The organism is Paraburkholderia aromaticivorans (genome assembly GCF_012689525.1).
Classification (GTDB): domain Bacteria; phylum Pseudomonadota; class Gammaproteobacteria; order Burkholderiales; family Burkholderiaceae; genus Paraburkholderia; species Paraburkholderia aromaticivorans_A.
The window spans coordinates 1370285-1396464 of record NZ_CP051515.1 but is presented as its reverse complement, the minus strand read 5'-3'; the positions used below and the strand labels follow the sequence as shown (position 1 = coordinate 1396464).

21 protein-coding genes and 2 pseudogenes are annotated in these 26180 nt (G+C 60.3%); 13 read left to right on the top strand and 10 right to left on the bottom strand.

From position 1 onward, the window contains the following. Positions 1-7: 7 nt before the first annotated feature. From HF916_RS18190 to gltA, 3 genes are all read right to left on the bottom strand, one after another. A complete protein-coding gene (locus HF916_RS18190) occupies positions 8-862 on the bottom strand; it encodes a MurR/RpiR family transcriptional regulator (protein WP_012427335.1) in 855 nt (284 codons plus the stop codon). Positions 863-969: 107 nt separating this feature from the next. Beyond that, positions 970-3243 carry an amylo-alpha-1,6-glucosidase gene (locus HF916_RS18185; protein ID WP_168790252.1) on the bottom strand — a complete coding sequence of 758 codons (2274 nt, stop codon included), beginning with the start codon at positions 3241-3243 and terminating at the stop codon, positions 970-972. A 226-nt stretch (positions 3244-3469) separates the two neighbouring features. Further along, positions 3470-4768: a citrate synthase gene (gene gltA / locus HF916_RS18180; protein ID WP_168790251.1), complete on the bottom strand. Its 1299-nt coding sequence runs from the start codon at positions 4766-4768 to the stop codon at positions 3470-3472. Positions 4769-5177: 409 nt separating this feature from the next. On the opposite strand from gltA, the gene HF916_RS18175 reads away from it, so the two are divergent. Next, the gene (locus tag HF916_RS18175) at positions 5178-5579 is read left to right on the top strand and encodes a hypothetical protein (RefSeq protein ID WP_012427389.1); all 402 of its coding nucleotides are present in this window, start codon (positions 5178-5180) and stop codon (positions 5577-5579) included. Between the two features lie 111 nt (positions 5580-5690). Here HF916_RS18175 and HF916_RS18170 read toward each other — a convergent pair whose 3' ends face one another. From HF916_RS18170 to HF916_RS18160, 3 genes are all read right to left on the bottom strand, one after another. Then, complete coding sequence (locus tag HF916_RS18170; protein ID WP_431311428.1) at positions 5691-6575, bottom strand: alpha/beta fold hydrolase; 885 nt, start codon at positions 6573-6575, stop codon at positions 5691-5693. Positions 6576-6778: 203 nt separating this feature from the next. Continuing rightward, entirely contained in the window at positions 6779-7831 is a 1053-nt protein-coding gene (locus tag HF916_RS18165; protein ID WP_168790250.1) for a rod shape-determining protein, read from the bottom strand. Positions 7832-8022: 191 nt separating this feature from the next. Beyond that, positions 8023-8682, bottom strand: coding sequence for an alpha/beta hydrolase (locus HF916_RS18160; protein WP_168790249.1), 660 nt, complete (start codon positions 8680-8682; stop codon positions 8023-8025). 280 nt (positions 8683-8962) lie between these two features. Between HF916_RS18160 and HF916_RS18155 the strand changes: the two genes are divergently transcribed. Next, positions 8963-10540, top strand: coding sequence for a DHA2 family efflux MFS transporter permease subunit (locus HF916_RS18155; RefSeq protein ID WP_168790248.1), 1578 nt, complete (start codon positions 8963-8965; stop codon positions 10538-10540). A gap of 62 nt (positions 10541-10602) precedes the next feature. Here the strand turns inward: HF916_RS18155 and HF916_RS18150 are convergent, their stop codons facing one another. Next, a complete protein-coding gene (locus HF916_RS18150; RefSeq protein WP_168790247.1) occupies positions 10603-11352 on the bottom strand; it encodes an AraC family transcriptional regulator in 750 nt (249 codons plus the stop codon). Positions 11353-11522: 170 nt separating this feature from the next. On the opposite strand from HF916_RS18150, the gene HF916_RS18145 reads away from it, so the two are divergent. Next, entirely contained in the window at positions 11523-12437 is a 915-nt protein-coding gene (locus tag HF916_RS18145; protein ID WP_168790246.1) for a glutaminase, read from the top strand. 50 nt (positions 12438-12487) lie between these two features. Here the strand turns inward: HF916_RS18145 and HF916_RS18140 are convergent, their stop codons facing one another. After that, positions 12488-13357: an NmrA family NAD(P)-binding protein gene (locus HF916_RS18140; RefSeq protein WP_168790245.1), complete on the bottom strand. Its 870-nt coding sequence runs from the start codon at positions 13355-13357 to the stop codon at positions 12488-12490. Positions 13358-13571: 214 nt separating this feature from the next. Between HF916_RS18140 and HF916_RS18135 the strand changes: the two genes are divergently transcribed. The 7 genes and pseudogenes from HF916_RS18135 (at position 13572) to HF916_RS18100 (ending at position 19910) form a co-directional block, all read left to right on the top strand. Further along, positions 13572-14495 carry a PadR family transcriptional regulator gene (locus HF916_RS18135; protein ID WP_168790244.1) on the top strand — a complete coding sequence of 308 codons (924 nt, stop codon included), beginning with the start codon at positions 13572-13574 and terminating at the stop codon, positions 14493-14495. A gap of 94 nt (positions 14496-14589) precedes the next feature. Beyond that, complete coding sequence (locus HF916_RS18130) at positions 14590-15441, top strand: siderophore-interacting protein (protein ID WP_168790243.1); 852 nt, start codon at positions 14590-14592, stop codon at positions 15439-15441. Between the two features lie 112 nt (positions 15442-15553). Continuing rightward, positions 15554-15688: pseudogene (locus HF916_RS18125) on the top strand (MFS transporter); the annotation flags it as partial. A gap of 553 nt (positions 15689-16241) precedes the next feature. Further along, on the top strand, positions 16242-16871 hold the full coding sequence (locus HF916_RS18120; protein WP_168790242.1) for a helix-turn-helix domain-containing protein: 630 nt from the start codon (positions 16242-16244) through the stop codon (positions 16869-16871). Positions 16872-18058: 1187 nt separating this feature from the next. Then, complete coding sequence (locus HF916_RS18115) at positions 18059-18676, top strand: hypothetical protein (protein WP_168790241.1); 618 nt, start codon at positions 18059-18061, stop codon at positions 18674-18676. Between the two features lie 280 nt (positions 18677-18956). After that, positions 18957-19648, top strand: a pseudogene (locus HF916_RS18110) (TraB/GumN family protein). Positions 19649-19700: 52 nt separating this feature from the next. Continuing rightward, on the top strand, positions 19701-19910 hold the full coding sequence (locus tag HF916_RS18100; RefSeq protein WP_168790238.1) for a hypothetical protein: 210 nt from the start codon (positions 19701-19703) through the stop codon (positions 19908-19910). Positions 19911-20436: 526 nt separating this feature from the next. Here the strand turns inward: HF916_RS18100 and HF916_RS18095 are convergent. Together HF916_RS18095 and HF916_RS18090 are read right to left on the bottom strand one after the other, a co-directional pair. Beyond that, on the bottom strand, positions 20437-21390 hold the full coding sequence (locus tag HF916_RS18095; RefSeq protein WP_168787489.1) for an IS5 family transposase: 954 nt from the start codon (positions 21388-21390) through the stop codon (positions 20437-20439). 291 nt (positions 21391-21681) lie between these two features. Beyond that, positions 21682-22839: a hypothetical protein gene (locus HF916_RS18090; RefSeq protein ID WP_168790237.1), complete on the bottom strand. Its 1158-nt coding sequence runs from the start codon at positions 22837-22839 to the stop codon at positions 21682-21684. Between the two features lie 503 nt (positions 22840-23342). Here HF916_RS18090 and HF916_RS18085 point away from each other — a divergent pair. The 3 genes from HF916_RS18085 to HF916_RS18075 all read left to right on the top strand — a co-directional run bounded on the left by HF916_RS18085 (position 23343) and on the right by HF916_RS18075 (position 26151). Continuing rightward, entirely contained in the window at positions 23343-23891 is a 549-nt protein-coding gene (locus HF916_RS18085; RefSeq protein WP_168790236.1) for a hypothetical protein, read from the top strand. Between the two features lie 160 nt (positions 23892-24051). Continuing rightward, positions 24052-24429, top strand: coding sequence for a hypothetical protein (locus HF916_RS18080; protein WP_168790235.1), 378 nt, complete (start codon positions 24052-24054; stop codon positions 24427-24429). A 399-nt stretch (positions 24430-24828) separates the two neighbouring features. Continuing rightward, positions 24829-26151, top strand: a complete 1323-nt coding sequence (locus tag HF916_RS18075; protein ID WP_168790234.1) for an IS5 family transposase — start codon at positions 24829-24831, stop codon at positions 26149-26151. Positions 26152-26180 lie beyond the last annotated feature (29 nt).

The following is a 26180-nucleotide window of genomic DNA, read 5'->3' as shown; positions in this document are numbered from 1 at the left end:
GGAATGTTCAAGGCACGTAGGCGCCCTTCGCATGCAGCGACTGCTCTGCAATGGCGAGCTGTTCGACCGCATCCGCGCCTTCCAGCGCGAGCAGATGCGCGACCAGCGACTCGGCCAGCGCCGTAGCCGCCACCAGCGATGGAAAGAACGAGGGACTCTCGTGCGAAAAGATCAGCACCTTGTCGGCGTTCAAGGCGATCGGCGAGACGGCGCTGTCGGTGATGGCAATCAGCTTGCTGCCCTTTTCCAGCGCGGCTTCGGCTACGCGCGCGGCTTCCACCGAATACGGCGCGAAACTGATCACGATGGTCGCGCTATCGCGCTCGATCGTGCGCAACTGCATTTCCAGCGTGCCGGCCTCGCCGTTGAGCAAGGACACCGAGGAACGGAACAGCCGGTAACCGTACACGAGACCGAACGCCACCGCGTAACAGGACCGGAAGCCGGCCACATGCACATGCGGCGCGCGCCGCAGCAAACGCGCCGCTTCCACGATCACGCGGCCGTTGTGCGCGGCGGTGACCTCGAGATTGTGCTGCTGTGCGACCAGCAGGTCGTTTGCCAGCGCATCTTTCGATTTGACGAGCGAACGGGCGCGGCTCGTGAGCGGCTCGGGCCGCGTGCGCACGCGTGCGACGAACAGGTTGCGCAATTCGTTCCAGCCGGGGAAACCGAGTTGCTGCGACAGGCGCACCAGCGAAGCCGGTTGCACCTGCGCCCTTTCCGCCACTTTGCGCATGGACGAGACCGCGACCTCGTCGGGATGATCGAGCAGGAAACCCGCTCCCATCTGGAACTGCGGACTCAGTTCGGAAAAGCGCGCCCGGATCAGGGCGGCGAGCTGGTCGAAACTGTCAGGCATGCGAATGTACCGGGCGAACGGTCGATAAGGATGACAACAAATGTTACCACCCGGCACCTCGCATCCAACAGCAGTTCCGGCGTGCTCAGCGTGCTTTCAGCGCTTGTTTAAAGAAGCGCCACCACCCGCACGTCGCCCTGTTCCGTCGAGGCCACGACCTTATCGCCGATGCGGCGGAACGTGATCGACACCGAAGCATCGCCCACCCGCAGATCGCCCACTTCGAGCCAGTCGATGCCTTCGGGCAGCATCGGCTGCTCGATCACCACTTCGCGCCGCTCGGCGTCGATCGCGATGCCCAGACACGCTTCGAGCATCATGAACGGCGAGCCCGCTGCCCATGCCTGCGGCAAACAGGCGACCGGATACGCGGTGGGCGGCTCGCCGCGCCGCCGTGGGAAGCCGCAGAAGAGTTCGGGCAAGCGCATGTCGAAGTTGACCGCCGCCTGGAACAACGCCTGCAACAGCCGCACGGCCGCCGCCTTGCCGCCGTAGCGCGACAGGCCGCGCGCGCAGAGCGCGTTGTCGTGCGGCCAGACCGAGCCGTTGTGATACGCCATGGGGTTAAAGCGTGACTGGCTCGCGGCCAGCGTGCGCACGCCCCAACCGGTGTGGAACAGTGTGGAGTCGAGCGCGCGCACCACCGATTCGCCACGCTCGCGCGAGGGCAGACCGAAGGCCAGCAGGTGACCCGCGTTCGAGGCCATCACGCGGCACAGTTCGCCGTGTCCGTCGAGCGCGATGCCGTAGAAGCCGGCCTCGTCCATCCAGTACTTTTCTTCGACGCACTGACGGATCTTCTTCGCGCGTTCGCTGTATTGCGTGGCCGAATCGTGCAGGCCGCGCAGCTTCGAGAAGTGAGCCATGGTGTCGAAGGCGGCGCTCGCATAAGCCTGCACTTCGACGAGCGCAATCGGACCGTCGGGGAAGCGGCCGTCGGCGTGAAAGACGGAATCGTGACTGTCCTTCCAGCCTTGATTCGCCAAACCGCCGTCCGATTCGCGCTGATAGTCCAACAGGCCGTAGCGGTTCTTGTCGCACACGCCCGCGACCCACTGCGCCGCGCGCTCGAGCGCTGGCCACAGTTCGTCGATCAACGCGAGGTCGCCCGTGCGGGCCGCATACGCGCCGGCCAGCACGATGAACAACGGCGTGGTGTCGACGCCGCCGTAGTACAGCGCGAACGGCACTTCGCCGGTGGCGGCCATTTCGCCCTTCCGCATCTCGTGCATGATCTTGCCTGGCGCGGCGTCGCGAAACGGCGAGTTCTCGCGCGCCTGATGTTCGGCGAGAAAACGCAACACGCCCGCGGCCAGTTGCGGTTGCAGCCACAGCGTCTGGAGCGACGTGATGATGGCGTCGCGGCCGAACGGCGTGGAGAACCACGGAATGCCGGCGTACGGATACGGGCCGGTCACGAGGTCCGTGGTCAGTAGGCCGAGGTCGGCGAGCGAGCGGTCGATCCATGCATTGAAAAGCGGATTGCTGGAACGCACGCGCGCGGTGACGCGGCGGCGCTCACGCATCACGAGGTGGGCGTCGACGAGCGCGGCGCGCACGGCAGCGCGTCCGACGCGCGGGCGCTCCGCGTCGATCTGCGACAGGTGCGCTTCGCTCAACGCGTGCGTGGGCTGCGAGACGCCGGCGATGGGCTTGTCCGTCTGCGCGACGACCTGCACCGCCACCGACAGATAGATCGACACGCAGGCCTGAGCCGGCAGCTTGACGGTGTAGTCGGCTCGGTCGGCGAAAAGCTTGTCCGGTTCCGGCGAGAAAGCGATCCGCACATTGCGCGCCACGTCGTCGAGACCGACATAGCCGAGCAGCACCTCGCCGTGCTCGACGCGCGCCGGTTCGACACGGCCCTGCTTGTCGCGCTTCAGGCCGCGCACTTCGAACATGTCGCGGAAGTCGCTGGCGAACGAGATGGACAGCGGCACCACGGCATCGCTCGTGCCGTAGTTGGTGAGTTCGATGGCTTCGTTGAGCACGGTGCCCGACAGCACCCGCACGCGCTCGACGTGGATCACGCCTTCAGGCGTGCTGACACCGCCGAGCGGCGGCAACGGTCGGTTGGTCAGATGCGCGGTGAATGAGGTGTTGTCGCTGCTGACGCTGCCCGATAACAGCGAAGGCGCACGCCCGCCGAAGGTGAGGCGCAGTTGCGAGAGAACACGTGTGTCGTTGACGAACAGGCCGTCGTCGTGGCCGGTGATATCGCCGAGCGGATCGTTGACGATGAAGGTGTCGCCCGACTTCAGCACATGCTGAGTGGCGCTCGCGACATTGAGGTTTTCTGTCGGGATGAATACGCCGTCCGGCTCGGGTTCGCGGTGATCGATTCCGCCCGAAAGGCCGCCGAGGGCTTCTGGCTGCTGCATCAGGGTCACTCCTATGGGTTCGCTGCTGCGTTCACGCTTTTGCGTTCGGTCCAGATCCGGTTGCTACCTGAGTCGCTTCCGATTGTAGAGGGTCTGTCCGCGTCAGACGAACTTATCACAGAGGAGTTTCGGTTTTTTTTCAGTGGCACAGGACGTGCAGAGGGATGGCGCGGCGCTCCTCGTGAGAGCGCCGCGCGGGCGTGAGGCGGGTGACCGCCCCGACGCTTTAGCGCTTGGCCAGCGGCGTGGCTTCGCGTTGCGATTCGCCGACGAACAGCTGACGCGGACGGCCGATCTTCTGTTCCGGATCGGCGATCATTTCGTTCCACTGCGCAATCCAGCCGACCGTGCGCGCCATCGCGAAGATACACGTGAACATGGCCGTCGGAATGCCCAGCGCGCGCTGCACGATACCCGAGTAGAAGTCGACGTTCGGGTACAGCTTGCGCGACACGAAGTAGTCGTCTTCCAGCGCGATTTTTTCCAGCGCCATGGCGAGCTTGAACAGCGGGTCGTCGTGCAGGCCCAGCTCTTCCAGCACTTCGTAGCACGTTTCGCGCATCAGCTTCGCGCGCGGATCGTAGTTCTTGTAGACCCGGTGACCGAAACCCATCAGCTTCACGCCGGAGTTTTTGTCCTTCACCTTCGCGATAAATTCGGGGATGTTGTCGACCGAGCCGATTTCTTCCAGCATGTTCAGCGCCGCTTCATTCGCGCCGCCGTGCGCCGGGCCCCACAGACACGCGATACCGGCCGCGATACACGCGAACGGATTCGCGCCCGACGAACCGGCGAGACGCACGGTCGACGTCGATGCATTCTGCTCGTGGTCCGCATGCAGGATCAGGATACGGTCCAGCGCGCGCACCAGCACGTCGTTGACCTTGTACTCTTCCGCCGGATTGGCGAACATCATGCGCATGAAATTCGCGCTGTACGACAGGTCGTTCTTCGGATAAACGAACGGCTGACCGACGGTGTATTTGTACGCCATCGCGACCAGCGTCGGCAGCTTCGCGATCATGCGGATCGCGGAGATATCGCGGTGCAGCGGATTGTTGATGTCGAGCGAGTCGTGATAGAACGCCGACAATGCGCCGACCGCGGCGACCAGAATTGCCATCGGGTGCGCGTCGCGACGGAAGCCGCGGAAGAAGAAGTGCATCTGGTCGTGCACCATCGTATGCTGCGTGACGGTCTTGACGAACTCTTCCTTCTGCTGCGCATTCGGCAATTCGCCCTTCAGCAGCAGGTAGCAGGATTCGAGGAAGTCGGCGTTCTGCGCCAGATTATCGATCGGATAACCGCGGTACAGCAGCTCGCCTTTGTCGCCGTCGATATAGGTGATTTCGGAGTTGCATGCCGCCGTCGACATGAAACCCGGGTCGTACGTGAACTTGCCGGTCTGGCCGTATAGCTTGCGGATGTCGATCACATCCGGTCCGAGCGTGCCCTGATAAATCGGCAAATCAATAGTCTGGTCGCTGTCGGAAAAGCTCAGCGTTGCGTGTGTCTTCGAGTTCATCTACACGTTCCTTTTACTTTCACATCGCACACGTGCCGGCATGCTCGATCGTCATATGCGCTTTGGCATGCTCAGGCTCCGCTTCGCATTTTAAGGTCCCGCGGGCCTCCAATTGCGACGATTGATCGCAACAATGCATCTCGGCTGGCGCAACATTCGTTGCCGGCGTTTCCTCCTACAAGGCTTGACGTCGCGGGGAAACCGGCTGCGCCTCGTCCGCACGCACTGCCAGCAAAATGAAAGCTGAACACTTACTGCAACAATGTTTTGCGGCAGTCAGGCTGCGGAGGCAAGGGTGCATCTGCGATACTGCATTCGTGTTTTGCTTCCCCTGCGAACACATCGCTGTGTTTGGCCCGCCGTCCTGCGGCGGGCTTTTTTAATCAGCCAGAAGAACAGGAAGGACCTCATGAACGCCTCGCTCGAAACGCTGTTTCCGGATCACGTCCACACCGACGAGAACATCGTCACCGCGCTGAATCACCAGGACATCGTCGTCGCGCTGTCGGCGGCGCTGAAGACGCAGGACGTGGCGGTGTTGCATATGCTCTACCCGCGTACCGACGCGCGCACCCATCGCAGCCTCGATGCGCTCGTGGATGTGCTGCACGGCCACGGCCTGCATGAAGTCGCGGATCTGATCGCGCAGGAAGCCCACTATCTGCTGTTCAAAGACCCCGTGAAAGCGTGGAAAGCGTTCCACGAAATTCGCAACGACTCGCTCGCGATCGGCGTGCATCTGTACTATCACGGCCTCGTTGGCGAAGCGGCGGAACGCGCGCTCGATAAAGACGCGCATCGTAAGGCATGAGGTCGAGCGTTTGAAGCGTCGCCGGGGTTGAGCCAGCCCGCGGATCATCGCCGCGAGCGCGAGCCACCCGGCTCGGCGTCGTCGTGCATTGATTGCACGTTTATTACGTGCTCATTGCGCTCGTTGCTCGCTCACTGAACGAATGAATTCGTCGACGTAGCGATTGAACGCCGACGGATGCGCGAGGTTCATTCCGTGCGATGCGCCGCGCACCGTTTCGCGGCGTCCATCCGGCAGCCAGTTTTGCAGCGCGGCCGCGGTACGGCGAAACATGTCGGGACTCTTTTCTCCGTCGATCAGCAGAACCGGGCAACGCACCTCGGTGGCTTCCTCGGGAACATAGGCGGGCAACGGATCGCGGAATTGCCGCGCGAGCGTGTGCGCATTGTTGGTCGCCATCCGGCGAAAACCCGCCGTGCTCATCGCCCAGAAACCGGGCCGGCTGACCGAGTCGACGAACAGCTGCAAGCCGGCCTCCACATCCCCGCTTTCGATCAGTTGCGCCGCTTTTGCGCGCAACGCGTTGACCGTCTCCGGCAAACTTGCGGGCGGGCGTCCGGCAATCTGCAACGGACCACCCGGGTCGGCGAGCGTCAACGTCCGCACGTGCTCGGGATAGCGCCGCGCGAAATGAAACGCCACGCAACCGCCGCGCGAATGTCCCACCACGTGCGCCGGCCCCACGCCGAACCGCTCGATGAATTGCGCCACTTCGTTCGCATGCTCGCTCCAGCTGAACGGCAGGCCGGGCTCGGCATCGGTATCGGTATCGGTCGCCGGCCAGTAGTGCGTGAGACTCACTGCGACACAGCGGTAGTGCTTCGACAGGCCCGCGAGTTGCGGTTGCCAGTAGCGGTAGTCGCACAACGAGCCATGCACGAACAGCAGCAGTTCGCCCTCCCCGGCTTCCACGTAAGGCATGCGCAAACCGCTTCGCAGTTCGATGAAAGATGCAGAAGATGCCGAAGTCGGCGAAGCGGACACAGATTGATTCACGAGTGGTCACGGACAGCGCGGCAACGCATGAGTGCAGCGCTGTCGGCTCGAAATGGAATGGGGAAAGGAATCGCGTACGCGTCCCTGAATTTGGGACGTGAAGCGTATTGTCACATAGCCGGTCGATCGGCATGGCAGCCTGCTTCAGCGGACGGACGCGACCGTTCCGACGACGGCAGTAGCACGGCAAGCTCCGCGCAAAATCATTCGTAAGCGAATTCGTCCAGCAGACCGGCGGTGGCCGCCGTGCCCGCGCCGCGCACTGCGCAGGTCAGCGGTTCATCGGCGACGCGCACGTCGAGGCCGATTTCGTCCGTCAGGCGACGGCTCAGGTTGCCGAGCAGCGCACCGCCGCCCGTCAGCACGATGCCGTTGTTGGCGATGTCGGTCACCAGTTCGGCCGGCGCCTCTTCGAGCCCGCGTTTGACCGCGCCGATCATCTGACGCAGCGGCCCCTCGATCGCATCGGCGATATCGTGGTTGCTCAGTTGAACCGTGCGCGGCAAGCCGTCGTCGACGCTGCGGCCGGTCGCGTTCATATGCTCGCGCGGCACGTCGCGCATGGCCGAGCCGATGCTTTTCTTGACGTGCTCAGCGGTCTGTTCGCCGATCAGCACGCCGTACAGATTGCGCACGTAGCTCACGATCGCCATGTCGAAGCTGTCGCCGCCCACGCGAATCGAACCGCTATACGCCATGCCGCCGAGCGCGATCACGCCGACTTCCGTCGTGCCGCCGCCGATATCGACCACCATCGAACCGGTCGCCTCCGATACCGGCAAACCCGCGCCAACCGCCGACGCCAGCGATTCGCCGATCAGGCTCACCTTCCATGCGCCGGCCGCCACGGCCGCTTCCTTGATCGCGCGACGCTCGACCTGGGTCGCGCCGGCCGGCACGCACAAGGTGAACGCGGCGCGGCGGCTGAACAGCGGCCGAGGGCGCGCCATCTCGACGAATTGCTTGATCATGTGTTCGGCGGCGGAGAAGTTGGCGATCACGCCGTGGCGCATCGGCCGCACGGCTTCGAGGTTGACCGGCGCGCGGCCCAGCATCTGGCGCGCCTGAGTGCCGACCGCGGCGACGCGTTTTGGCCGGTCGGAGGTGTCTTTCCGGAAGCACACGACGGACGGCTGGTTCAGCACGATTCCGCCGTTGTCGGTGTAGATAAGAGTGTTGGCCGTGCCGAGATCCACCGTCACGGATTGCCGGAACAAGCGATCGAAAAGCGGGTAATGCGGCGTCGGTTTGGCCATAGGAAGGCTCTGATGTGTCGTTATCCGCCCGTACCCGGGCAGTCTGGAAAATGCGCCCCCGGTCACCCGAGCCGCTTGGTACGCCCAGTAGGGCGCTGCGCGGTCCGCGCGGCGGGGGTGATTTTCATGCTCATGAACCCTTAACGGCAAGCAGATCAGAATCTTTAGAGCCGCTTTTCTTCAAGACCGTGTCAATCGCGCGACAAAGCGCCCAACGCGTGTTCCAGCGCCTCCTGGCCGAGCCCGACGCCGTCGGCGTTAATCGTGTGGCCAATGCCCGGAAGCGCATAGGCGTCGACGGTATAGCCGGCGTTGTTGAATGCGTCGGCGGCGTATTCGAGTTCCTGCACCGGGATCACTTCGTCGTCTTCGCCGTGGATCAGCGTGAGCGGCGTGCCGTTCTGCGCGACGATCACCGAGGCCAGCCGCCCCGAATACGCGACCACACCGGCCGCGCCTTCCGCGCTGGTCGCCACATGGTGCATCGCCATGATCGAGCCTTGCGAGAAACCGATCAGCGCAAGGCGCCCGAACGACACCTGCCAGTGCGCGAGTTCGGTTTCGAGCATACGTCGCAACGCCGGATAGGCTGCGGCGACGCGGGCCTCGCGATTGCCTTCGTTGACGTCGCGCAGGCTGAACCACTGGCGTCCGCCGAAGCCGCCGTCGTAGGCGTCGGTGCCGTCGAGCGAGGTGAAGGCCACATCGGGCAGGCTCTCGCTCCAGATGTCCGCCAGCGGCATCAGATCGCGCGCGTTGCTGCCGACGCCATGCATCAGCACCACCAGCCCTTTGGCAGGCGCGCTCACCGGCGCGCGCCGCCAGCCGTGTTCGAATTGCTCCCAGGCCATATTCTTTTCCTTCTTTCTGTCGATTCGTGAATGGTCATTCCGCACGCGCCGTGCACGGCGCGGCGATGGATCGCGCCGTGCCGCTGCGTGCAGCCTCAGCCGCGAGCATACGCTGCCGGATTTGTTTTCGCCGTCGCCCTTGCACGCGCCGATGACGTCCAAACGTGAATACAGGTATGCTTTTGCGAGCATTCAGCGGATCTGCGGCCCGACCCATCGCGCGGGCACGAAATACAACGTCAACGCAGCATGCCCGCGGCACACCGATCCGGAGAACCGCTTGAGCCAGCCCACTTCCGCGCCCGCCTCGGCGCCGCCCGCACCACCGCCGCCTTTGAAGGGCGGCCAACTGGTGCTGGCCACGATTGCCGTCGCGCTCGCCACCTTCATGAACGTGCTGGACACGTCGATCGCGAACGTTGCGATTCCAACCATTTCGGGCAACCTCGGCGTCTCGGTCGATGAAGGCACGTGGGTCATCACCGTGTTCGCCGCGGCCAATGCCGTGTCGATTCCGCTCACCGGCTGGCTCACGCAACGCATCGGCCAGGTGAAGCTGTTCGTCGGCGCGATCCTGATGTTCGTGCTGGCATCGTGGTTGTGCGGCATTGCGCCGACGCTGCCGATCCTGCTGCTCGCGCGGATCTTCCAGGGCGCCGTGGCCGGCCCGCTGATTCCGCTGTCGCAAGCCATTCTGCTCGGCTCGTATCCGAAGGAGAAATCCTCGACCGCGCTTTCCTTATGGGCGATGACCGCGACCGTCGGCCCGATTGCGGGCCCGGCGCTCGGCGGCTGGATCACCGACAGCTATAGCTGGTCATGGATCTTCTACATCAACATTCCAGTTGGCATTTTCGCGGCCGGCGTCACGTGGATGATCTACCGCACCCGCGAGTCGCCGACCCGCAAGCCGCCCATCGACATGGTCGGACTCGGCCTGCTGGTCACGTGGGTCGCCTCGTTGCAGATCATGCTGGACAAGGGCAAGGATCTCGACTGGTTCTCGTCGCCGGTGATCGTGATTCTCGGCATCACCGCGCTCATCAGCTTCGCGTTCTTCCTCGTGTGGGAATTGACCGAGGAAAATCCGATCGTCGATTTGCGGCTTTTTCAGCAGCGCAATTTTCTCGGCGGCACGATTGCGATTTCGGTCGCGTATGGCGTGTTCTTCGGCAACCTCGTGCTGCTGCCGCAATGGATGCAGGAGTATCTAAATTACCGTTCCGTCGACGCTGGTCTCGTGACCGCGCCGCTCGGCATATTCGCGGTGCTGCTCGCGCCGGTGATGGGCCGCGTGCTGCCGCGCTCGGATGCGCGCGTGATCGCCACGCTGGCGTTCGTCGGCTTCGCGATCGTGTTTTACATGCGCTCGAAATACGTGATCGAGATCGACACGTGGCATCTGGTGATACCGACGCTGCTGCAAGGCATTCCGATGGCGCTGTTCTTCGTGCCGCTGACCGCGATCATCCTGTCCGGCCAGCCGCCAGGCAAGATTCCCGCAGCGGCGGGTCTGTCTAATTTCGCCCGCGTGTTTTGCGGCGCGGTGGGCACTTCGATCGCCGGCAACGAATGGAACAACCGCACGGTGCTGCATCACGAACGGCTTACCGAGCAGGCTTCCATCAACAACCCGGCGTTCAATCAGCAGATCGATTCGACCCAGTCGCTGCTGCATCTGAATCCGCAATCGGCCCATGCATTGTTCGATTTCACCGTGAACACGCAGGCGGCCATGATGGGCCTGAACGATATCTTCTTCATCTCGGCAGTCATCTTCATTCTGATCATTCCGCTGATCTGGATTACGCGGCCGGCCAAGGGCGGGGGTGGCCCGGATGCGGCGGGCGCGCATTGAGCGCGACGGGTGTCTTTTAAGGCTGGCGTGAGCAGCCTGTTACCGTGGGCGACGGCGATGCGTTAGCGGAAATACCGTGCGGGTGTGTCGCCGAACGCGTCCCGGAACACCGCAATGAACGACGACACGTCGCTGTAGCCCACCTCGAGCGCTACCTGCGTGACGCTCGCGCCGGCGCCGAGGTGTTCCAATGCCACCAGCAGGCGAAGTTGCTGGCGCCACTGTCCGAAGGTTTGCCCCGTTTCCTTGACGAACAGGCGCGCCGCCGTGCGCGCCGTTACGCCGGCGGCCGCGGCCAGGTCTTCGAGTACCGCGGCGTCCGCCGGATTGGCGCTCAGCGCGTCGGCGATCCGCTGGGCGCGCGGATCGCACGGCCAGTTCAACCCTAACGGCGCAGTGCGCAGACCCGGCAGCCGGTCCAGCAACACTTGTACGAGACGCGCGGCCGGTTCGTCGAACGGTTGGTCGTGCGGCAGTTGGGCTGCGGCGATCAGCAACGCCGCAGCCAGCGAGTCGGGCACGACGGCGCCGCTGTGAGGTGGAAGCGGCGCGGCGTCCAGCGCGACAAAGAGCGAATGAAATTCGACGGGACGGGTGGCGGACAAGCGGTGCAGAAAACCTGCGGGCATCCAGACCGCGTGACCCGGCGGCACCACCCAGCGCTCGGTCTCGGTGCGCACGATCAGCACCCCGGCGCTCACGTGGATCAGCCGCGCGCGACGGTAGGCGCCCAACGGTTCGTCCAGCGTCTCGTACCGCTCGCCGATCACGAAGACCGGTTGCTCGACGCCGTCTGGATCAAAAGTCTCCATCGTGGAGTCCGTTTTGCCCGGTTGTTGCCAGAAAGGCAGCAAGATTAGCATAGCCGGTCAGGGACGCTCGTCGAACGTCGCTTGTGCCAGGTCGCGGCGCACGTCGCTGTGCGGACGAACAATTCGCTCCAGCTTGCCAGTAGAATCGCGGCTCCAACGGTCCAGGCCCAATGAACTACGCATCCATCCTCGAACAGATCCACGGCGATCTGCAGCCTTATCTGGGCACCGGCAAAGTGGCCGATTACATTCCCGAACTCGCCACGGTGCCCGCCGACAGTTTCGGCATGGCGATCGTCACGGCATCGGGCGAGGTCTTCCGCACCGGCGACGCCGACACGCGCTTTTCCATTCAGAGCATTTCCAAGCTATTCGCCTGCACCCTCGCGTTCCAATTGCTCGGCGACGCACTGTGGGAACGCGTCGGCCGAGAGCCGTCGGGCACCGCGTTCAATTCGCTCGTCCAGCTTGAAAGCGAGCGCGGCAAACCGCGCAATCCGTTCATCAACGCGGGCGCGCTGGTCGTTACCGATGTGCTGTGCCGCCGCTTCGTGCAAGCCGAGACGGCGCTAGTCGAATTCATGCGCCGGCTGACGGGCGAAACGAGCATCGACTACGATTTGCGCGTCGCGCAATCGGAGTTGCAAAACGCTCACCGTAACCGTGCGATGGCGCATTTCATGGCGAGCTTCGGCAACATGGAGATGCCGCCGGAGGTGGTGGTCGATGCTTACTGCCGTCAATGCGCGATCTCGATGAGCTGCGTCGAGTTGGCCAAGGCGGCGCTGTTCCTGACCAATCACGGCGTGGCGCCGGCCACTGGAGAACGGATTCTCGACACGAGTTCAGCCAAGCGTCTTTCCGCGCTGATGCTGACCTGCGGCACCTACGACGCGGCGGGCGATTTCGTCTACCGGGTCGGCTTGCCGGCGAAAAGCGGCGTGGGCGGCGGGATCGTTGCCGTGCTGCCGGGCGAGATGGCGGCGTGTGTGTGGTCGCCGGCGCTGGATAGCAATGGGAACTCGGCGGCGGGGGTGCTGGCGCTCGAGTGGCTGACGACTTATACGGGGCAGTCGATTTTTTGAGTGTGATGGACGGGTGAGCGCGCGGCGCTCACCACACCCCCTATCGCGACCTACCCCACCCGCCTCACCAACTCCGCCAGTACCGCCTCATACCCCATCGCCCCTATCACCCGCTCATTCACCCCATCCTCGAAATCGATCCACCCCGAGTTGAACCCGTCGATCATCTCGATACGCGGCGCCGGCCACGCCGTACCTTGCGCCAAAAACAGCGCTTCCCACTGTTCGCGTGGCACCGCCTGCGCCTTCACCGGCCGCCCGAGCACGCCGCCGAGCAGCGCGGCGATCTCATGCTGCGTGTAGCGCTGCGGACCTTCGATCTCGATCACGCGACGGCCCTGCCACGACTGCGTCAGCGTGCCGGCGATCACGCGGCCGATATCCGCGGTGGCGATCATCGGATATGCGCGCTCGAGCGGTTGCAGAAAGCTCGGCATCACGCCCGTGTCGCGGGCTGGTGCGATATCCCATAGCGAATTTTCCATGAACCACGCGGGCCGCAGGATCGCCGTCGGAATCGGCAGACCGGCGAGCGCCGTTTCGAGAATATGCACTTGCGTAATCAGGCCGAGGCCGGACTCGCGCTGCCCGCCAATCGACGACAACGCCGCGACACGTTCCGGCTTCGCCTTCGTCAGCGCCTCCTTCAGCACCGCCACGGCCGCATGCGCGTTCGGATAACCCGGCTGCGGCGCGAAGTTCGGCGCCACCATCACGAAGACACCCGCCGTGCCGCAGAACGCGGCGGTGAGCGCGTCGGCGTCTTCGAACGACGCGATCGCCACATCGGCACCGCGCTTCGCCCACTCCTCCGCCTTGCGCTCATCGCGCAACACGGCGCGCACTGCATGCCCCGCGTCCAATAACGCGCGTGCCACCGCACCGCCAACCTGCCCTGTTACACCGGTAATTGCAAACATGTTCGTCGCTCCTGGATTACGGCCAATGCCGCGCTGAGAAGCATTCTCGGCGTTTCCAATCAATTTCACGAGAGCATGAATGTCATTTATTCAATGACGATTTGGCATGCAACAGCACCCTTTGAGGACGACCATTGCAAAAAAGGAATTTGACAAACTATCTTTAGATATATATCTTAAGACACATCTTAAGACACAAGCGGGAGTACCCAACATGCGTCATCATCACCGTTTTTCCCGCCCGCGCATGGCGGACGACAGTTTCCAGACCGGCCACGGACGCGGCGCACTTCATGCGTTCTGGCATGCCTTCGCCCATCACCACGACCATCGTGGTGAACGCGGCGGCGAAGCACGCGGTGACGGCTTCGAACGCCGTCATGGCGAACGCGGCCGCGATGACCGCGACGAATTCAGCGACGAATTCCGTGACGACCTGCGCGGCGGCCTAGGCCGTCACGGCTACGACCGCTTCTCGCTGCACGCGCTGTGGCACGCCATCGGCCGTCATCACGAGCATCGCGGTGGCGGGCGTGGCGGGCGCTTCGGCGGCGGCCCGGGCGGCTTCGGCGGCGACGGCGACGGTTTTCCGCGCGGCCGCAAATTCAGTTCCGACGACCTGCAACTGCTGCTCCTGTCGATGATCGGCTCGCAGCCGAGCCACGGCTACGAGCTGATCAAGGCGCTCGAAACGCGCTCGAACGGCTTTTACAGCCCGAGCCCGGGCATGGTCTATCCGGCGCTCACGTATCTGGAAGAACTCGGCTACGTGACCGTGCAACTCGAAGGCAACCGCAAGCGCTACGAACTGTCGGAAACGGGCCGCGAATATCTGGCCGTCAACCGCGACCGCGTCGAATTGATGCTGGCCAAGCTGAGCCATATCGCCCGCAAGATGGATTCGGTGCGCCGCGCGTTTGCCGGCGAAGAGCCGGCCGACATCAGCGAAGGCGGCTGGCTGCCCGAGCTGAGCGAAGCGCGCCGCGCACTGAAACATGCGTTGCTGCGCCGTGACAACGCGTCGGCGGCGGAACAGCGTCGCATCGCTGAAATTCTGATGCGCGCAGCCAAAGAAATCGAAAGCGAAGTCAAACCGGACAGCAGCGAAAACGGCGACAACGCCGATCCGGCCGCCTGACATCGCACTGCCCGTTGCCGGGGTGCTCGTGCGCTCCGGGAGCCCCGCTTGCGCGCGAACGCTCGCTCATCGAACGAACAGGAGAAGCACTCTTATGCTGACTAAAGACCATCAAGCCGCGAACCAAACCAACAGCCAGACCGACCTTGCCGTCCACCGCGTGCGCCATCCGCTGAAATTCCGTCTGCTGCAAGTCAAGCAGGTGCACGCGCTGACCCCGCATCTGATCCGCGTCACCTTCACGAGCGACGATCTGCACGACTTCGTCTCCGCTTCGTTCGACGACCACCTCAAGGTGTTCTTCCCCGAACCCGGCGCGGACAAACCGGTGCTGCCGGAAGCGGGCCCCGACGGTCCGGTGTTTCCCGCCGGCCAGCCGCGTCCGATTGCACGCGATTTCACGCCGCGCCGCTTCGATCGCGAAGCGCGCGAACTCGACATCGAGTTTGCGATGCACGAAGCGGGCCCCGCGGCAACGTGGGCGGCGCAAGCCAAAGTGGGCCAGTATCTCGGTATCGGCGGCCCGCGCGGTTCGCTCGTGATACCGAAGGGCTTCGACTGGCATCTGCTGATCGGCGACGATACCGCGTTGCCCGCCATCGCCCGGCGCCTCGAAGAACTGCCGGCCGGCACGCGCGTCGCGGCCGTGATCGAAGTGGCCGATCCGTCGGCGCAGATCGAATTCACGACGCAGGCCGAGTTGCATCTCGTCTGGCGCTATCGCAGCGAAGCGGGTTTGCGCGGTGAGGCGTTACTGCAGGCGGTGCGCGACACCTACCTGCCCGAGGACGGCGAAGGCTACGTGTGGGCAGCCGGCGAAGCCGCGACCATGCGCGCAGTGCGCTATCACCTGTGCACGGAACGCGGCGTCGACAAGTCACGCATTCGCGCGGCCAGCTACTGGAAACAGGGCGCCGAGGCGGTGCACGAAACGCTCGACGATTGAGCGTCGGCCGTCTGCGGGATTGCGTGCGCCTTACCGCGTGCGGGATCCCGCAGACGGCGGCACGAACCGCGCGAGCACTGTACTTCTAAAAACAACAACAAGGAATCGATCGATGTACTCAATAAGCGCAAAGCACGAACGCCGCCTGCTGTGGCTGCTCGCGCTGACGCAGTTCACCATCATCATGGACTTCATGGTGATGATGCCGCTCGGCCCGCAGATCATGCACGCGTTCGCCATCACGCCTTGGCTGCACAGACGTTTATCTTTTAAATACAAGATATCTCACTGTATTCGTCGTTAGCCTTTGTCCTAATCACGCCTCCTTTCGAACTTTTTGTTTAAAGTCGCCACGACCCTGTACGCTACACGGGCACCGATTCGATGTATCGTAGTAGTTGCCGCTCGAGTGTGGCTTGTTACGCGGAGTTTGATTTGATTTGGTGTCAAATCTAACTTCCGAGATTGCAGGAGATCTCGACCTTCCATCTCAGAAAGACAACTATTTGAGTCAAATTTACCCGCCATGGCACACCCATGGGTTTAAAACACCAATTCATTTGCGGATAGGTCGGACTGCTGCATGACATCGCGTGCATGAGATTTTGCTCTCGGTGATTGAGCCAGCCCACTTCTCGGTGGCTCACCTCCCGGCCTCCATAGGATCAATGTAAATTTGCCGTCGCGCAATCCGCCAGGCAGATCACATCGCCCCCCGCCTGCTAAATACTACTTTTCTAGTCTGGCTACGCGTTTGCGGGGACGGACATTGTGAAGTTTGGCAATGTCGATGGATCGACATGTCCGACCTCTGGCCGCGTACGCAATTCCTCGCGTTATCATTCGCTACGCCCTCACGTCGACTTTTCAATATGCCCGAGACTCCGCTGCTCGCAAAAGAGCGGCTTGCAAAATCAATACTCTCAACCCGTAAAGAAAAAAACATTTCGGGCGACGCTCTATGTGAAAAAGCAGGCATCAGCAGAAATACGCCCCACCTAATTGAAAACAAATCTGCAAACGCCAGGCTTGGCACGATCATGAGCCTCGCAGCCGCGCTCTGCGTCGATCCCTGTTATTTTTTCGGACGAGACGACCACCCGCCCCCTTCAGAAGAACGCGTACAAACATTCCGTACGTCGGTCGCGGCAACCATTCAGAGATACCGCACCATGCGTGAGATATCTCAAAACGAGTTGACAAAACGCGCCGGACTCCCGTGGGGCTATGCGAGTCAGATTGAACGCAAGAGCCTCGACCTTACGCTGGACCTTCTGGACAAAATTGCGACCGCGCTCGACGTCGGGTTGCCGACCTTTTGGCTCCCGAGTCGCTGCACCAGCTTCCGCCAACTCCCTCGCAGTCCCCGACTCACTTGTAGAACGCAGCCCCGGCTGTCAATTTCGCGATTGCGATCTACAGCCGCATAACGACGTAAGTCGATACTTCGCGATTTCACCGCTCTACAAATCGCATCCACGCACGGTCGCCCGCGCCCATCGTCGCGCGCGGCGTGCGGAGGCATATAGAATGTTGGCGTCCAACGAAGGGAACGAACATTGGTGGCAAAGGGATTGAAGCGCACCGATACGAGGTCGCCGTTTCAGGGAACGGAGACACTCTCTGGGTCAACGGAGACGATAGACTATGCTGGGCGCGATTTAGCAAACGATTCGGCATCGACGTGCATAGAAACGCGACGATGCACGAAAGCACGAGCGAATGCCTTTACTGCGCGCATGAGAAGGCGGGAATCACCGACTGGAAGATTTTTCGCGCCTAGGTATTCCGGCATCATGGGGCCGTCATTGCCGCCGATGCGCTGTCATTCGACTGAACCGACGGGAAAACCTCGACGGGCGGTCTTGCGGTGAAGTCGCAGCGATCGACAGCAACGAACAGATCTCACCTTTAACTGTTTCCCCTGCAACGCGGAGAAACCGTGCCGCCAGTCGGCCTGTAGCAGAGGTGGCGTCGCTCTGATGGCACTGTGGAAGTCCCGCAATTTATCCCGTTGAGATAGCCCGATCTGTCGCCCACGTCGCGACGGCGTCGGCACACTCGGAAGCAATGCGTCCCCTCCCGCCGAAAGAGCACAACCCGAGCCAATCAGTCACGTTCGCCCCTCAACCTGCAGTGGCCTGCGTCGCGGCCAATCTGGCGCTCTTGTGCATGGCGGACGGTCGAACCGGCACGCGAGTGATGTCAGGGCACAGTGCAGATAAAAACCGGTGCCTACAGATTTGCATACACATATTTTCCACGCAAATCTCCTTTCCATGACGAAGAGCTACCGATGCATCCAGTCACCGACAGGTTCTTGAAACCGCAATGGTTATCGCCGTACGGGTAATCGCAGAAATGGACAAGTCGCTCCCGCGCTCATAGGGCGTGGTGTCCGAATGACCTGGCGCGTTCGCACAAAGCCAGTTCAAGGAGACAGGATGGTCACTGGCGCACATTTATAAATGTCGCGTCGGCTACGAGGTGCGCTGACCCTCGGCGCGACACCGATCAAACAACGTAATTCGCGGAACTCGATAACGAAATCTGCATGAGGACCACGCGCCAGCGTACCTGGAGAGGACGCCGGCTTGAAATTTACATACGGTGAGCCGTGTCCAATCTGATGCGGAACCCGTTCATTCCACTCGAGAAAAAATCAGACATGCCCGTCATTGAAAGCAGCCCCAACCTTGTGTCCCGCGTTATCACTGATGACGAAATTGACCAGGAGCTCGCCAACCTCCTCCGGGAGGACTTTCACACCTCTGGAGAACCATCTTCGTACGAGGTACGAGCGGAAGCATTTTTACTACACGAAGAAATCACCGAGAAGGAACAATGCGTCGTAGTCGCCCTTCCCGGTCACCTGTCAACAAACTTCCCCGCCTCAAGTGCGCCGCCAGATGCTGTCGTTGAAAACACTCCGCTTGGCCGATATGCGTGCGTGCGTCTGCGACGGGAACGAATTTGCGTGCCAACCCATGTATTCAGACATCTACAGAAGCGCTTCCTGATTCTGTACATGTTCGACGACGCCATGTTCCTGGATATCGTTCCGAACACCGACGAGCTTCAGGAAGAAGTGTGGATTCACGAGATGAGCTCCCAATCAAAAGCTCACCCTTCCTACGAAGAACTGGAGTCAATATTTGGCCCTGTAGATTTGGAGAGTAGCGCGCTGCCCATCATCGTGCTTACGAACCGAACAGTGAACGTCAGCGAACAATGACTCGGCACCAAATCTAGCTGCGGTCCACTAATAGCTCAGGGCGACTCACGAGAATTGCCGCACACCAGATCTCTGCTGAGGGCATCAGAATGCTGTGACGGTTCCCGCAAGAATATACATAACGACGACTCCCGATACGCCCAAATGAACAACCGTCTTTCCATACCGCTCACGATGCCCTTCAACCAAGAGGACTGCCGTCGCTGCAGAGCAGTGCCCCAGACAGGAAGACACTCCGTTCGTCATCTTTCTAGAAAACCATAAGAATCTCCGAGTCCCTATGCCGGTGAAAAAGGCTTTTGCAGAAGCGACATTTGTGGTCTTCGAGTTGGACTTGGACGCTCCCGTCGATCCAAGCCCAATGTTTTTGCCGTCTGGCATGAAACTCAGCCAGATACTCCCCGCGACAACTTATGAGCGAGCTGTCGGTCATTGGCTTAATCTTGGCCTCCCTCGTGAGCGAATCGATATGCTCAAGCCGGCGATAGTGGCGATAACGTCGCAAATGACAGCAGCGTCAAAAAATGGCTATTCGACTGATCTCGGCGTCGACCGTCACTTCTGGGACCGTGCCACGCGAGATGTCAAGTCTCGTGATGCGCTAGAGACGATTGCGGATCAAATGACGGCTATGACTGCCGCACCAAACGATGAGCAGATTTCGCTGCTCGACTACTTGTTGCATCAAGACGACGTGGGGTCGAGCGAAATATCGTCCATGGTTGCCAGTTGGTCACGCGGCGATATTGGTTTCTTTGAGCAGATGGCCATGGAACGTCGACACCGTTGGCCGCAGGCCTTCTCTGTCCTGTTGGACAAACGCAATGAGAGTTGGATGCCCAAATCCTGGACCTGATTCGCGATCCGGGTCCGCGCCTGATAGTTGTCGGCGCGCTGCATATGGTCGGGCCAACTGGACTTCCGACCTTGCTTAGGCAGGACGGTGTCAATATGACTATCCAGCCGTGGTGACGGTGCCCACGATTCATCTCGATATACCACTTCTTAGCAAACGTAGAAAGCGATGCCAAAAGAAAAACGCGACAACGACCTCGACCTGAACAAGCTGATGGCGCCGGCAGTTTTCATCGCCGCAGCGGAGACCGAAGATGAGCTCGGATGCGTCCTTCGGCTGCATCTTCTGGTTGAGCGTCTTCTTAACAGCTACGTCGATGCGAAACTCAGAGGTCCTTTGACTGACTTCGTTGCGGAACCACGGACGTTTGCCACATAACTGGGTGTCGCGGTGCTTCTCGACTTCCCGATTCCACTTGCAGCCGTTGCTAAGCAGATTATCCGCATGCGTAACCAGCTAGCTCATGACGCGAGCGCATCCTTGACGTCCGCAGACATGAAACAACTGGCTCGCCTCGTGGACAACCTCACCGCCATCGACCCGACATTTGCGCCTGTCGGAAAACGCTATGTCGAGCTGCCAGTCGCCAGGCCCGGGGGGCCCATTACGTTCGGAACCGATACCCTGCGAATCGACTTTCTGATAGCTACATGCACATTTTTAGGGCTGGCCGTGAAGGTCACGATATCGATGACGAGATGACGAATGCTCCGGCTCCGCTCTGCGCGAGCGGGTTGTCAGCGACCCGGACCTAGGGAACGTCTGCACAACTCGTTTTCAGAGCGCCGACGTTGTGCCACTTGAACCAAGTCAGCCACGAGAATCTGCCGACAGGTTTATCGGCCGGCTTTAGAACCGCGACGCCCCTGTTTGCTGAGACTTGTGGCCTCAATCTCGGAGCATTTCACGCTTTGCGCAAAGCCTTACGTGCCATCCACAGGTTACCCAGCGCAAATAGTGTCGTGATCTGAGCGGTGTTTTTCATCAAACCCCGGTACCGGGTCTTCGTGTAGCCAAACTGCTGTTTGAGGACTCGGAACGGATGTTCGACCTTGGCGCGGATGCCAGCCTTCAGGCGTTCAATCTGATCGAATATCGCGTCCAGACTATCATTCAGGTCAAGTTGTCTACGCCTGCCTGGCCGCATCGCGATATGCCAACGAACCGTCTTTGCCTTGCAGCGCTTTTCGATACCCCGATATGCGGCGTCAGCGTACACATCCGTTTCCTCGCCGTGCAACAACGCTTCGGCCGCATTGATGTCGTGAACGTTGGCCGCTGTACCGATGACGGTGTGCACCAGGCCCGACTCTGCGTCCACGCCGACATGCGCTTTCATCCCGAAGTACCATTGATTTCCCTTCTTCGTCTGGTGCATTTCCGGGTCTCGCGTACCAGAGCCGTTCTTCGTCGAGCTGGGTGCAGAGATCAAGGTAGCGTCGACCGCCGACCCCGTTTTAAGCATCAAGCCTTTCTCGCTCAGGATCTCATTGACCAACGTGAGCATCTGCACAGCCAGGCCGTGCGTTTCGAGCAGGTGGCGGAACCGGAGAATCGTGCTCTCGTCCGGCAAACGCGTCATCCCCTCGTCCAGCCCCGCAAATTCACGATACAGTGGTACGTCATAAAGCGCTTCTTCCATCGCCGGGTCTGACAGACCAAACCACTGCTGCATGAAGTGGATCTGCAGCATCGTCGCAATGGGGAACGGCGGCCGTCCAGTCTTTCCCTTCGGATAGTGCGGTTCGATCAACGCAATCAACCTCGACCATGGCACGACGCGTCTCATCTCATCGAGAAATTCCCGTTTGCGCGTACGTTTCGTTGACAGATCCAGACCAAGGCCAAGTTGCGTCATTGAAGAACCCCTTAAACTTTCCTATCTTCCAGGATAGTCCACCCGCGCGTCGACGCCAGGACTTTTGCAGAGATTCCCTAGCTGTCGAATATCCTAGCGGGTCGAACTGACGACTATTGGTGGATGCCAAGACTCACGACGTTCGACCTGCCTCTAGCGCCGCTCGATTCGTTGCTGTCAAGTCCGTCGTCAAGTCTGCGACGCGATTTCAGACTTGGGACCGACATTGGAACCGCGTGGCCCCTCTCGACGCGGTCTTGGCTATCTAACGCAATCCGACGCGTCCGCGTCTCAAGTCGGCGCAATCGTTCCGGACAGAATTTCCATTGCTCTGATGGCACCATCTGCGCCCTTGAAACCATCTCGCTCCAGATATTCCGACTCGTCTTCTTCACCCCTGTGGTCAAAGTCGGCCATCAACCAGTCGTAGATATCCTCCCGCGTCTCCGGCCGGACATCTGGAGGCAGCGCCAGCAACCGCTCGGCGCAGAGTTCGTCGAATGACCGCATGTACAAACCAAGCTCGAGGTCCTCGACATACTCAGTGAGTTCGTCCGGTGACGAAGCAGTCATTTCTCGCTCGAAATTGGGCGCGTATTGTTTGACAACGTTCATGACTGCGTTCGAGGACACCGACTTCCAAAACCCCGGCCGCGCTTCTGCCTCGTACACCTCATCCATCGCACGAAACAGGAGCGACGGGTAACTAGCCGTCGGATTCTGGCGGACACTCTCCAGATATCGCAGCAACCCCACGTAAAACGGTCGATAGGGTTCGTCCGTCTCAGCGAGCGCCAATTGGTCACGGGGGGCGTTCGTCGCATCATCAGATTTCGCTGAAGAGGCCTGAATCGTGCCGACGCAAGCAAGCGTCGCGGCGCGTCGTCGAGCCATGTGAGCGTATATCAGTGCCAAAGCATCGTCGCTCTCTTGTAATTGTTCTGCAGCTTCGACGTACAACGTCTTCGCCTCCGACTGCCGTCCAATTGTCTCCATGCAATGCGCGAGATTGAACCTCGCGGCGACAGGGTTGCTTCCGAGGTGACGGCTCGCGGAGCCGGGGTAACTCTCGACATCTTTAACAATCGCATCGACGCTTCCGTAGCGCAGAATGTCAGGCAGAAAAATTCCCATTGTCATCTCGAGCGTCGACAAAAAACCACTTTCGTCGGACATCATGCTGCCCGAGCAAACTCCTGCCACGGTGTCATAAGTCATGAGCTTGTCAGGTGTCGGGCCGTCGTCCAGTTCGTGGCAGAAGACTGAGTATGTGCGCACGCTCACCCAGTCGCGACCCGCCATTTCCTCAGTCGCAAATAGGACGCCCTGTCGCATCCCTGGTGCGCGGCGCTCCGCCAGTTGCGGGACAATCAAGCTGAATCCATGCTGCGCGAGCGCGCTGCTCACATAATCCGCAAAGACCTTCAATGTAGTGTGTGAGAAATCCATTACCGTGTATATCCTAGTTCGTAGAGCCAACGTGATTCACTGTTCCCAGCAATTGCGCAAATCATAGCCACGTTATTCAAGACAGGCAACATAGTATTTAAGCCAGTTTAAATAATTAAATTCAATCTGGTCTCGACCGATGCCCTGATTCTTCAGCAACACGAGATTTCATCAACCCTTGCCTGGCATGCCTTTTATACCATTTTTCGCCAAATCTACTTCGTCATCCATTTGATAACAATTATCAAATCATACAGGCCCAAGAAATGTATAAATTCTTATGTTTTCAATTTTTATGAGCAGCGCCTTCGATATGTCCCGTTTAAAATAAATTTTTGGCAACCTATTGAGTTTTCCTGACTCATTCGATATTCTTAATTTAACGGAACGACAATCGGTTTAATTGCATCACCAGCGAACGACACAACGGGAGCAGGTTGCTATACGACAAGAGACCGACAGCGGCAAACCGCTGCTAGCTATAACTGAAAGGACAATGAGATATGTATGACAGCCTTTGCGCTGCGCCCGGAATCAAGGATGAGTTGGCCGCAGCAATCCTCAAGCACTGCAAAGCCAACCCGGACCGGACCGCTTACGTCGTGCCCCGGTCTGAGATTCTTGAGATGCCTGAACGCTCGCCTGCACGCTCGAACGAAAAGTTCGTCGTGATTGCATTGCCGGAGATTCCGGCCGGGGAAATTGACCACGCTGCGCAGCAGATTTGCGTCGCGGTTCGAACGCGTCCCGACGGAACCGACACCGAATGTGTAGTTCTCGCCGGCGGAGCTGTGGCCCTATCCGGACAAACAATTCAGGCCGCAGGCGCCGACATGAATGGTCAGCTCCTCATTGCGTGGATGTTTGCGGACAGCCTTGAGTTCACTGAGTACACGATTTTGGCTACACACATCGAGGACCTGCAGGCCGCTCAACAGGTTGCCCAGAGCAGTGCCTGTTCCACTCTCCGGGAGGCCGCAGCGCCAGCACATAGCAATGAACAGGTCATCGAGGTGTTCGAGCACATCGTGGTCGCGGTTGAACCATCATAGTGGCACTCGAAAGGTCCGCCCACCCTATTCCGTAGGGTGTAGCTGACAAATGTGAATCTTTCAAATACCGACTCAATGAGCAGCCGGCAGACAATGTGGACAACCGATACCGGCCGAAGGACGGTGGACACTCCTCGCGTTATTGCAATTTGCAAGGTCAATGATGCAGACAATCGAAGTTTTAGTTGACGGACGACAAACAGAGGACTTTGACGAAGAGGACATCCTCGAGGAGTTCATCGAATGGGTTCAACGTCGTGCGGCAGAGCCCGACTCGCCGCAGATGTTTGTCGTGCCGCTGCCAGAATTGTTTGGTCACTCAGTCGACGATTCGGAGAAGTGTGTGGTCATCGTGGTCGACGACCTATTGCCACGAGACATCCCAATCCAGTGCGAATATTTTTGCGTATACGTTCAGGTCAAGCGAAATGGAAAAAAAGCGACGTCACTTGTTCTCGCAGGAGGTCGCGTTATCATTTCCAGCGATATCGTTCCTGAGATATGGCACGAAGACGATGGCCGTCTCGTCACTCTCTAGTTGTTCAAAAACTCGAACGCGAGGCTGTGCGAGTACTTCTACCACAACGACATCGACCGGGCGTTTTCTATGACTTTCCAGGTTCGGAAGCGCTCCAACGAAGCGCGTGACGAAGCGAAGGCGGAAAAAGCTGCGCTGATGTTCGATGACTATCAGCTTCTCGATGCTACGGAAGATTGACAGATCAACCGATTTGATCCAAGTAATTTGCGGAGGCGCGTGCCTCCGCTTTTTTGCCCTGTCAATCCATGCCTGACAATCGTCGCAGTAGTAAATAGTCGGACCTGAACAACGTTCAAAGCCTCGCGGTATGGGGCTTTGAGCTGGAAATGCGGTTGTGGGAATTGCAGGAACCTGGCATATTAACGCGAGAATCCTGCATTTTTCGACGAGGTGCAGATGGGTCCGAAGACGCCAGTGACGGAGGGAGATTTCTTCCGGCAACCTCTGCGAGAACAGATCAACCTGAAGCATCCATTGGTGCGCCTGACTGACCTGATCAACTGGGAACGGCTGGGTGCATTGATGAGCGAGAGCTTCGTGTCGCACAAGGGTCGACCGGCGAGTTCACCGCGCCTGATTGCGGGGCTGCTGTATTTGCAGCACGCGTTCGATCTGTCCGACGAAGAAGTCGTCTGGCAATGGGTGGAGAACCCGTACTGGCAGGTGTTTACGGGCGAAACGTACCTGCAGACGGAGCCGCCGATCGACCCGTCGAGCCTGACGCGTTGGAGGAAGCGACTGGGCGAAGCCGGCGTTGAGGAGTTGCTGGCCGAGACCATTGAAGCAGCAAAACGTGCTGGCGTGATTAAGGCCGCGAGCGTGAAGCGGGTGATCGTTGACACGACGGTCATGGAGAAGGCGATTTCCCATCCAACCGATTCGCGGCTGCTCGAGCGGTGTCGCGAACATCTGGTGAAGGCCGCAGCGCGGCACGGCCTGAAGCTGCGGCAGAACTACAACCGTGAGGCGCCGCGTCTTGGGTTGCAAATTGGCCGCTACGCTCACGCGAAGCAGTTCAAGCGCATGAGGAAGGCATTGCGCACGCTGCGTTCGCGCGTTGGTCGCGTCATGCGAGATGTTGAGCGGCAGATCGCTCAGGTGGCAGACTCAAGCCGTACTGCGCTGCAGGAGCTGATCGCCAGGACGAAGCGGATTCTGTCGCAGAAGCCGAAGGACAAGAACAAGCTGTACGCGCTGCATGCGCCGGAAGTCGAATGCCTGGCCAAAGGCAAGGCGCGCAAGCCGTACGAATTCGGCGTGAAGGTGTCGATCACGACGACTCACAAGGAAGGACTGGTAGTTGGCATGCGCTCGATGCCTGGCAATCCGTACGATGGTCATACGCTGGCTGAAGCGCTGGAACAGGCAGCAATCCTGTGCAACGCCACGCCGGAAGTCGCCATCGTCGACCGTGGCTACAAGGGCGTCGCCGTCGACGGCGTGAAGATCTACCACCCGGGTTTGCGGCGGGGCATCACACGCGGACTACGTGCGATGATCAGACGGCGCAGCGCAATCGAGCCAGCCATCGGTCACATGAAGACAGACGGAAAACTCGATAGGAACTGGCTCAAAGGCGCGCTCGGAGATGCGATGCACGCGGTACTGTGCGGGGCCGGCCACAACCTCCGCATGATCTTGAGGAGGCTGCGGCTTTTTTGTGTCTTCATTCTCGCGGCTTTCCTTAACCGCTGCATTGCCGCCGACATGATGGCGTGACGTCGGTCGCTCGGGAAACGAATTGTTCA

Excerpts from the sequence above, each read along its gene's own strand:
- HF916_RS18190 (WP_012427335.1), bottom strand. The coding sequence starts at position 862 with ATGCCTGACAGTTTCGACCAGCTCGCCGCCCTGATCCGGGCGCGCTTT.
- HF916_RS18185 (WP_168790252.1), bottom strand. The coding sequence starts at position 3,243 with ATGCAGCAGCCAGAAGCCCTCGGCGGCCTTTCGGGCGGAATCGATCAC.
- gltA (WP_168790251.1), bottom strand. The coding sequence starts at position 4,768 with ATGAACTCGAAGACACACGCAACGCTGAGCTTTTCCGACAGCGACCAG.
- HF916_RS18175 (WP_012427389.1), top strand. The coding sequence starts at position 5,178 with ATGAACGCCTCGCTCGAAACGCTGTTTCCGGATCACGTCCACACCGAC.
- HF916_RS18165 (WP_168790250.1), bottom strand. The coding sequence starts at position 7,831 with ATGGCCAAACCGACGCCGCATTACCCGCTTTTCGATCGCTTGTTCCGG.
- HF916_RS18160 (WP_168790249.1), bottom strand. The coding sequence starts at position 8,682 with ATGGCCTGGGAGCAATTCGAACACGGCTGGCGGCGCGCGCCGGTGAGC.
- HF916_RS18150 (WP_168790247.1), bottom strand. The coding sequence starts at position 11,352 with ATGGAGACTTTTGATCCAGACGGCGTCGAGCAACCGGTCTTCGTGATC.
- HF916_RS18145 (WP_168790246.1), top strand. The coding sequence starts at position 11,523 with ATGAACTACGCATCCATCCTCGAACAGATCCACGGCGATCTGCAGCCT.
- HF916_RS18140 (WP_168790245.1), bottom strand. The coding sequence starts at position 13,357 with ATGTTTGCAATTACCGGTGTAACAGGGCAGGTTGGCGGTGCGGTGGCA.
- HF916_RS18135 (WP_168790244.1), top strand. The coding sequence starts at position 13,572 with ATGCGTCATCATCACCGTTTTTCCCGCCCGCGCATGGCGGACGACAGT.
- HF916_RS18130 (WP_168790243.1), top strand. The coding sequence starts at position 14,590 with ATGCTGACTAAAGACCATCAAGCCGCGAACCAAACCAACAGCCAGACC.
- HF916_RS18120 (WP_168790242.1), top strand. The coding sequence starts at position 16,242 with ATGTCCGACCTCTGGCCGCGTACGCAATTCCTCGCGTTATCATTCGCT.
- HF916_RS18100 (WP_168790238.1), top strand. The coding sequence starts at position 19,701 with ATGCCAAAAGAAAAACGCGACAACGACCTCGACCTGAACAAGCTGATG.
- HF916_RS18095 (WP_168787489.1), bottom strand. The coding sequence starts at position 21,390 with ATGACGCAACTTGGCCTTGGTCTGGATCTGTCAACGAAACGTACGCGC.
- HF916_RS18090 (WP_168790237.1), bottom strand. The coding sequence starts at position 22,839 with ATGGATTTCTCACACACTACATTGAAGGTCTTTGCGGATTATGTGAGC.
- HF916_RS18085 (WP_168790236.1), top strand. The coding sequence starts at position 23,343 with ATGTATGACAGCCTTTGCGCTGCGCCCGGAATCAAGGATGAGTTGGCC.
- HF916_RS18080 (WP_168790235.1), top strand. The coding sequence starts at position 24,052 with ATGATGCAGACAATCGAAGTTTTAGTTGACGGACGACAAACAGAGGAC.
- HF916_RS18075 (WP_168790234.1), top strand. The coding sequence starts at position 24,829 with ATGGGTCCGAAGACGCCAGTGACGGAGGGAGATTTCTTCCGGCAACCT.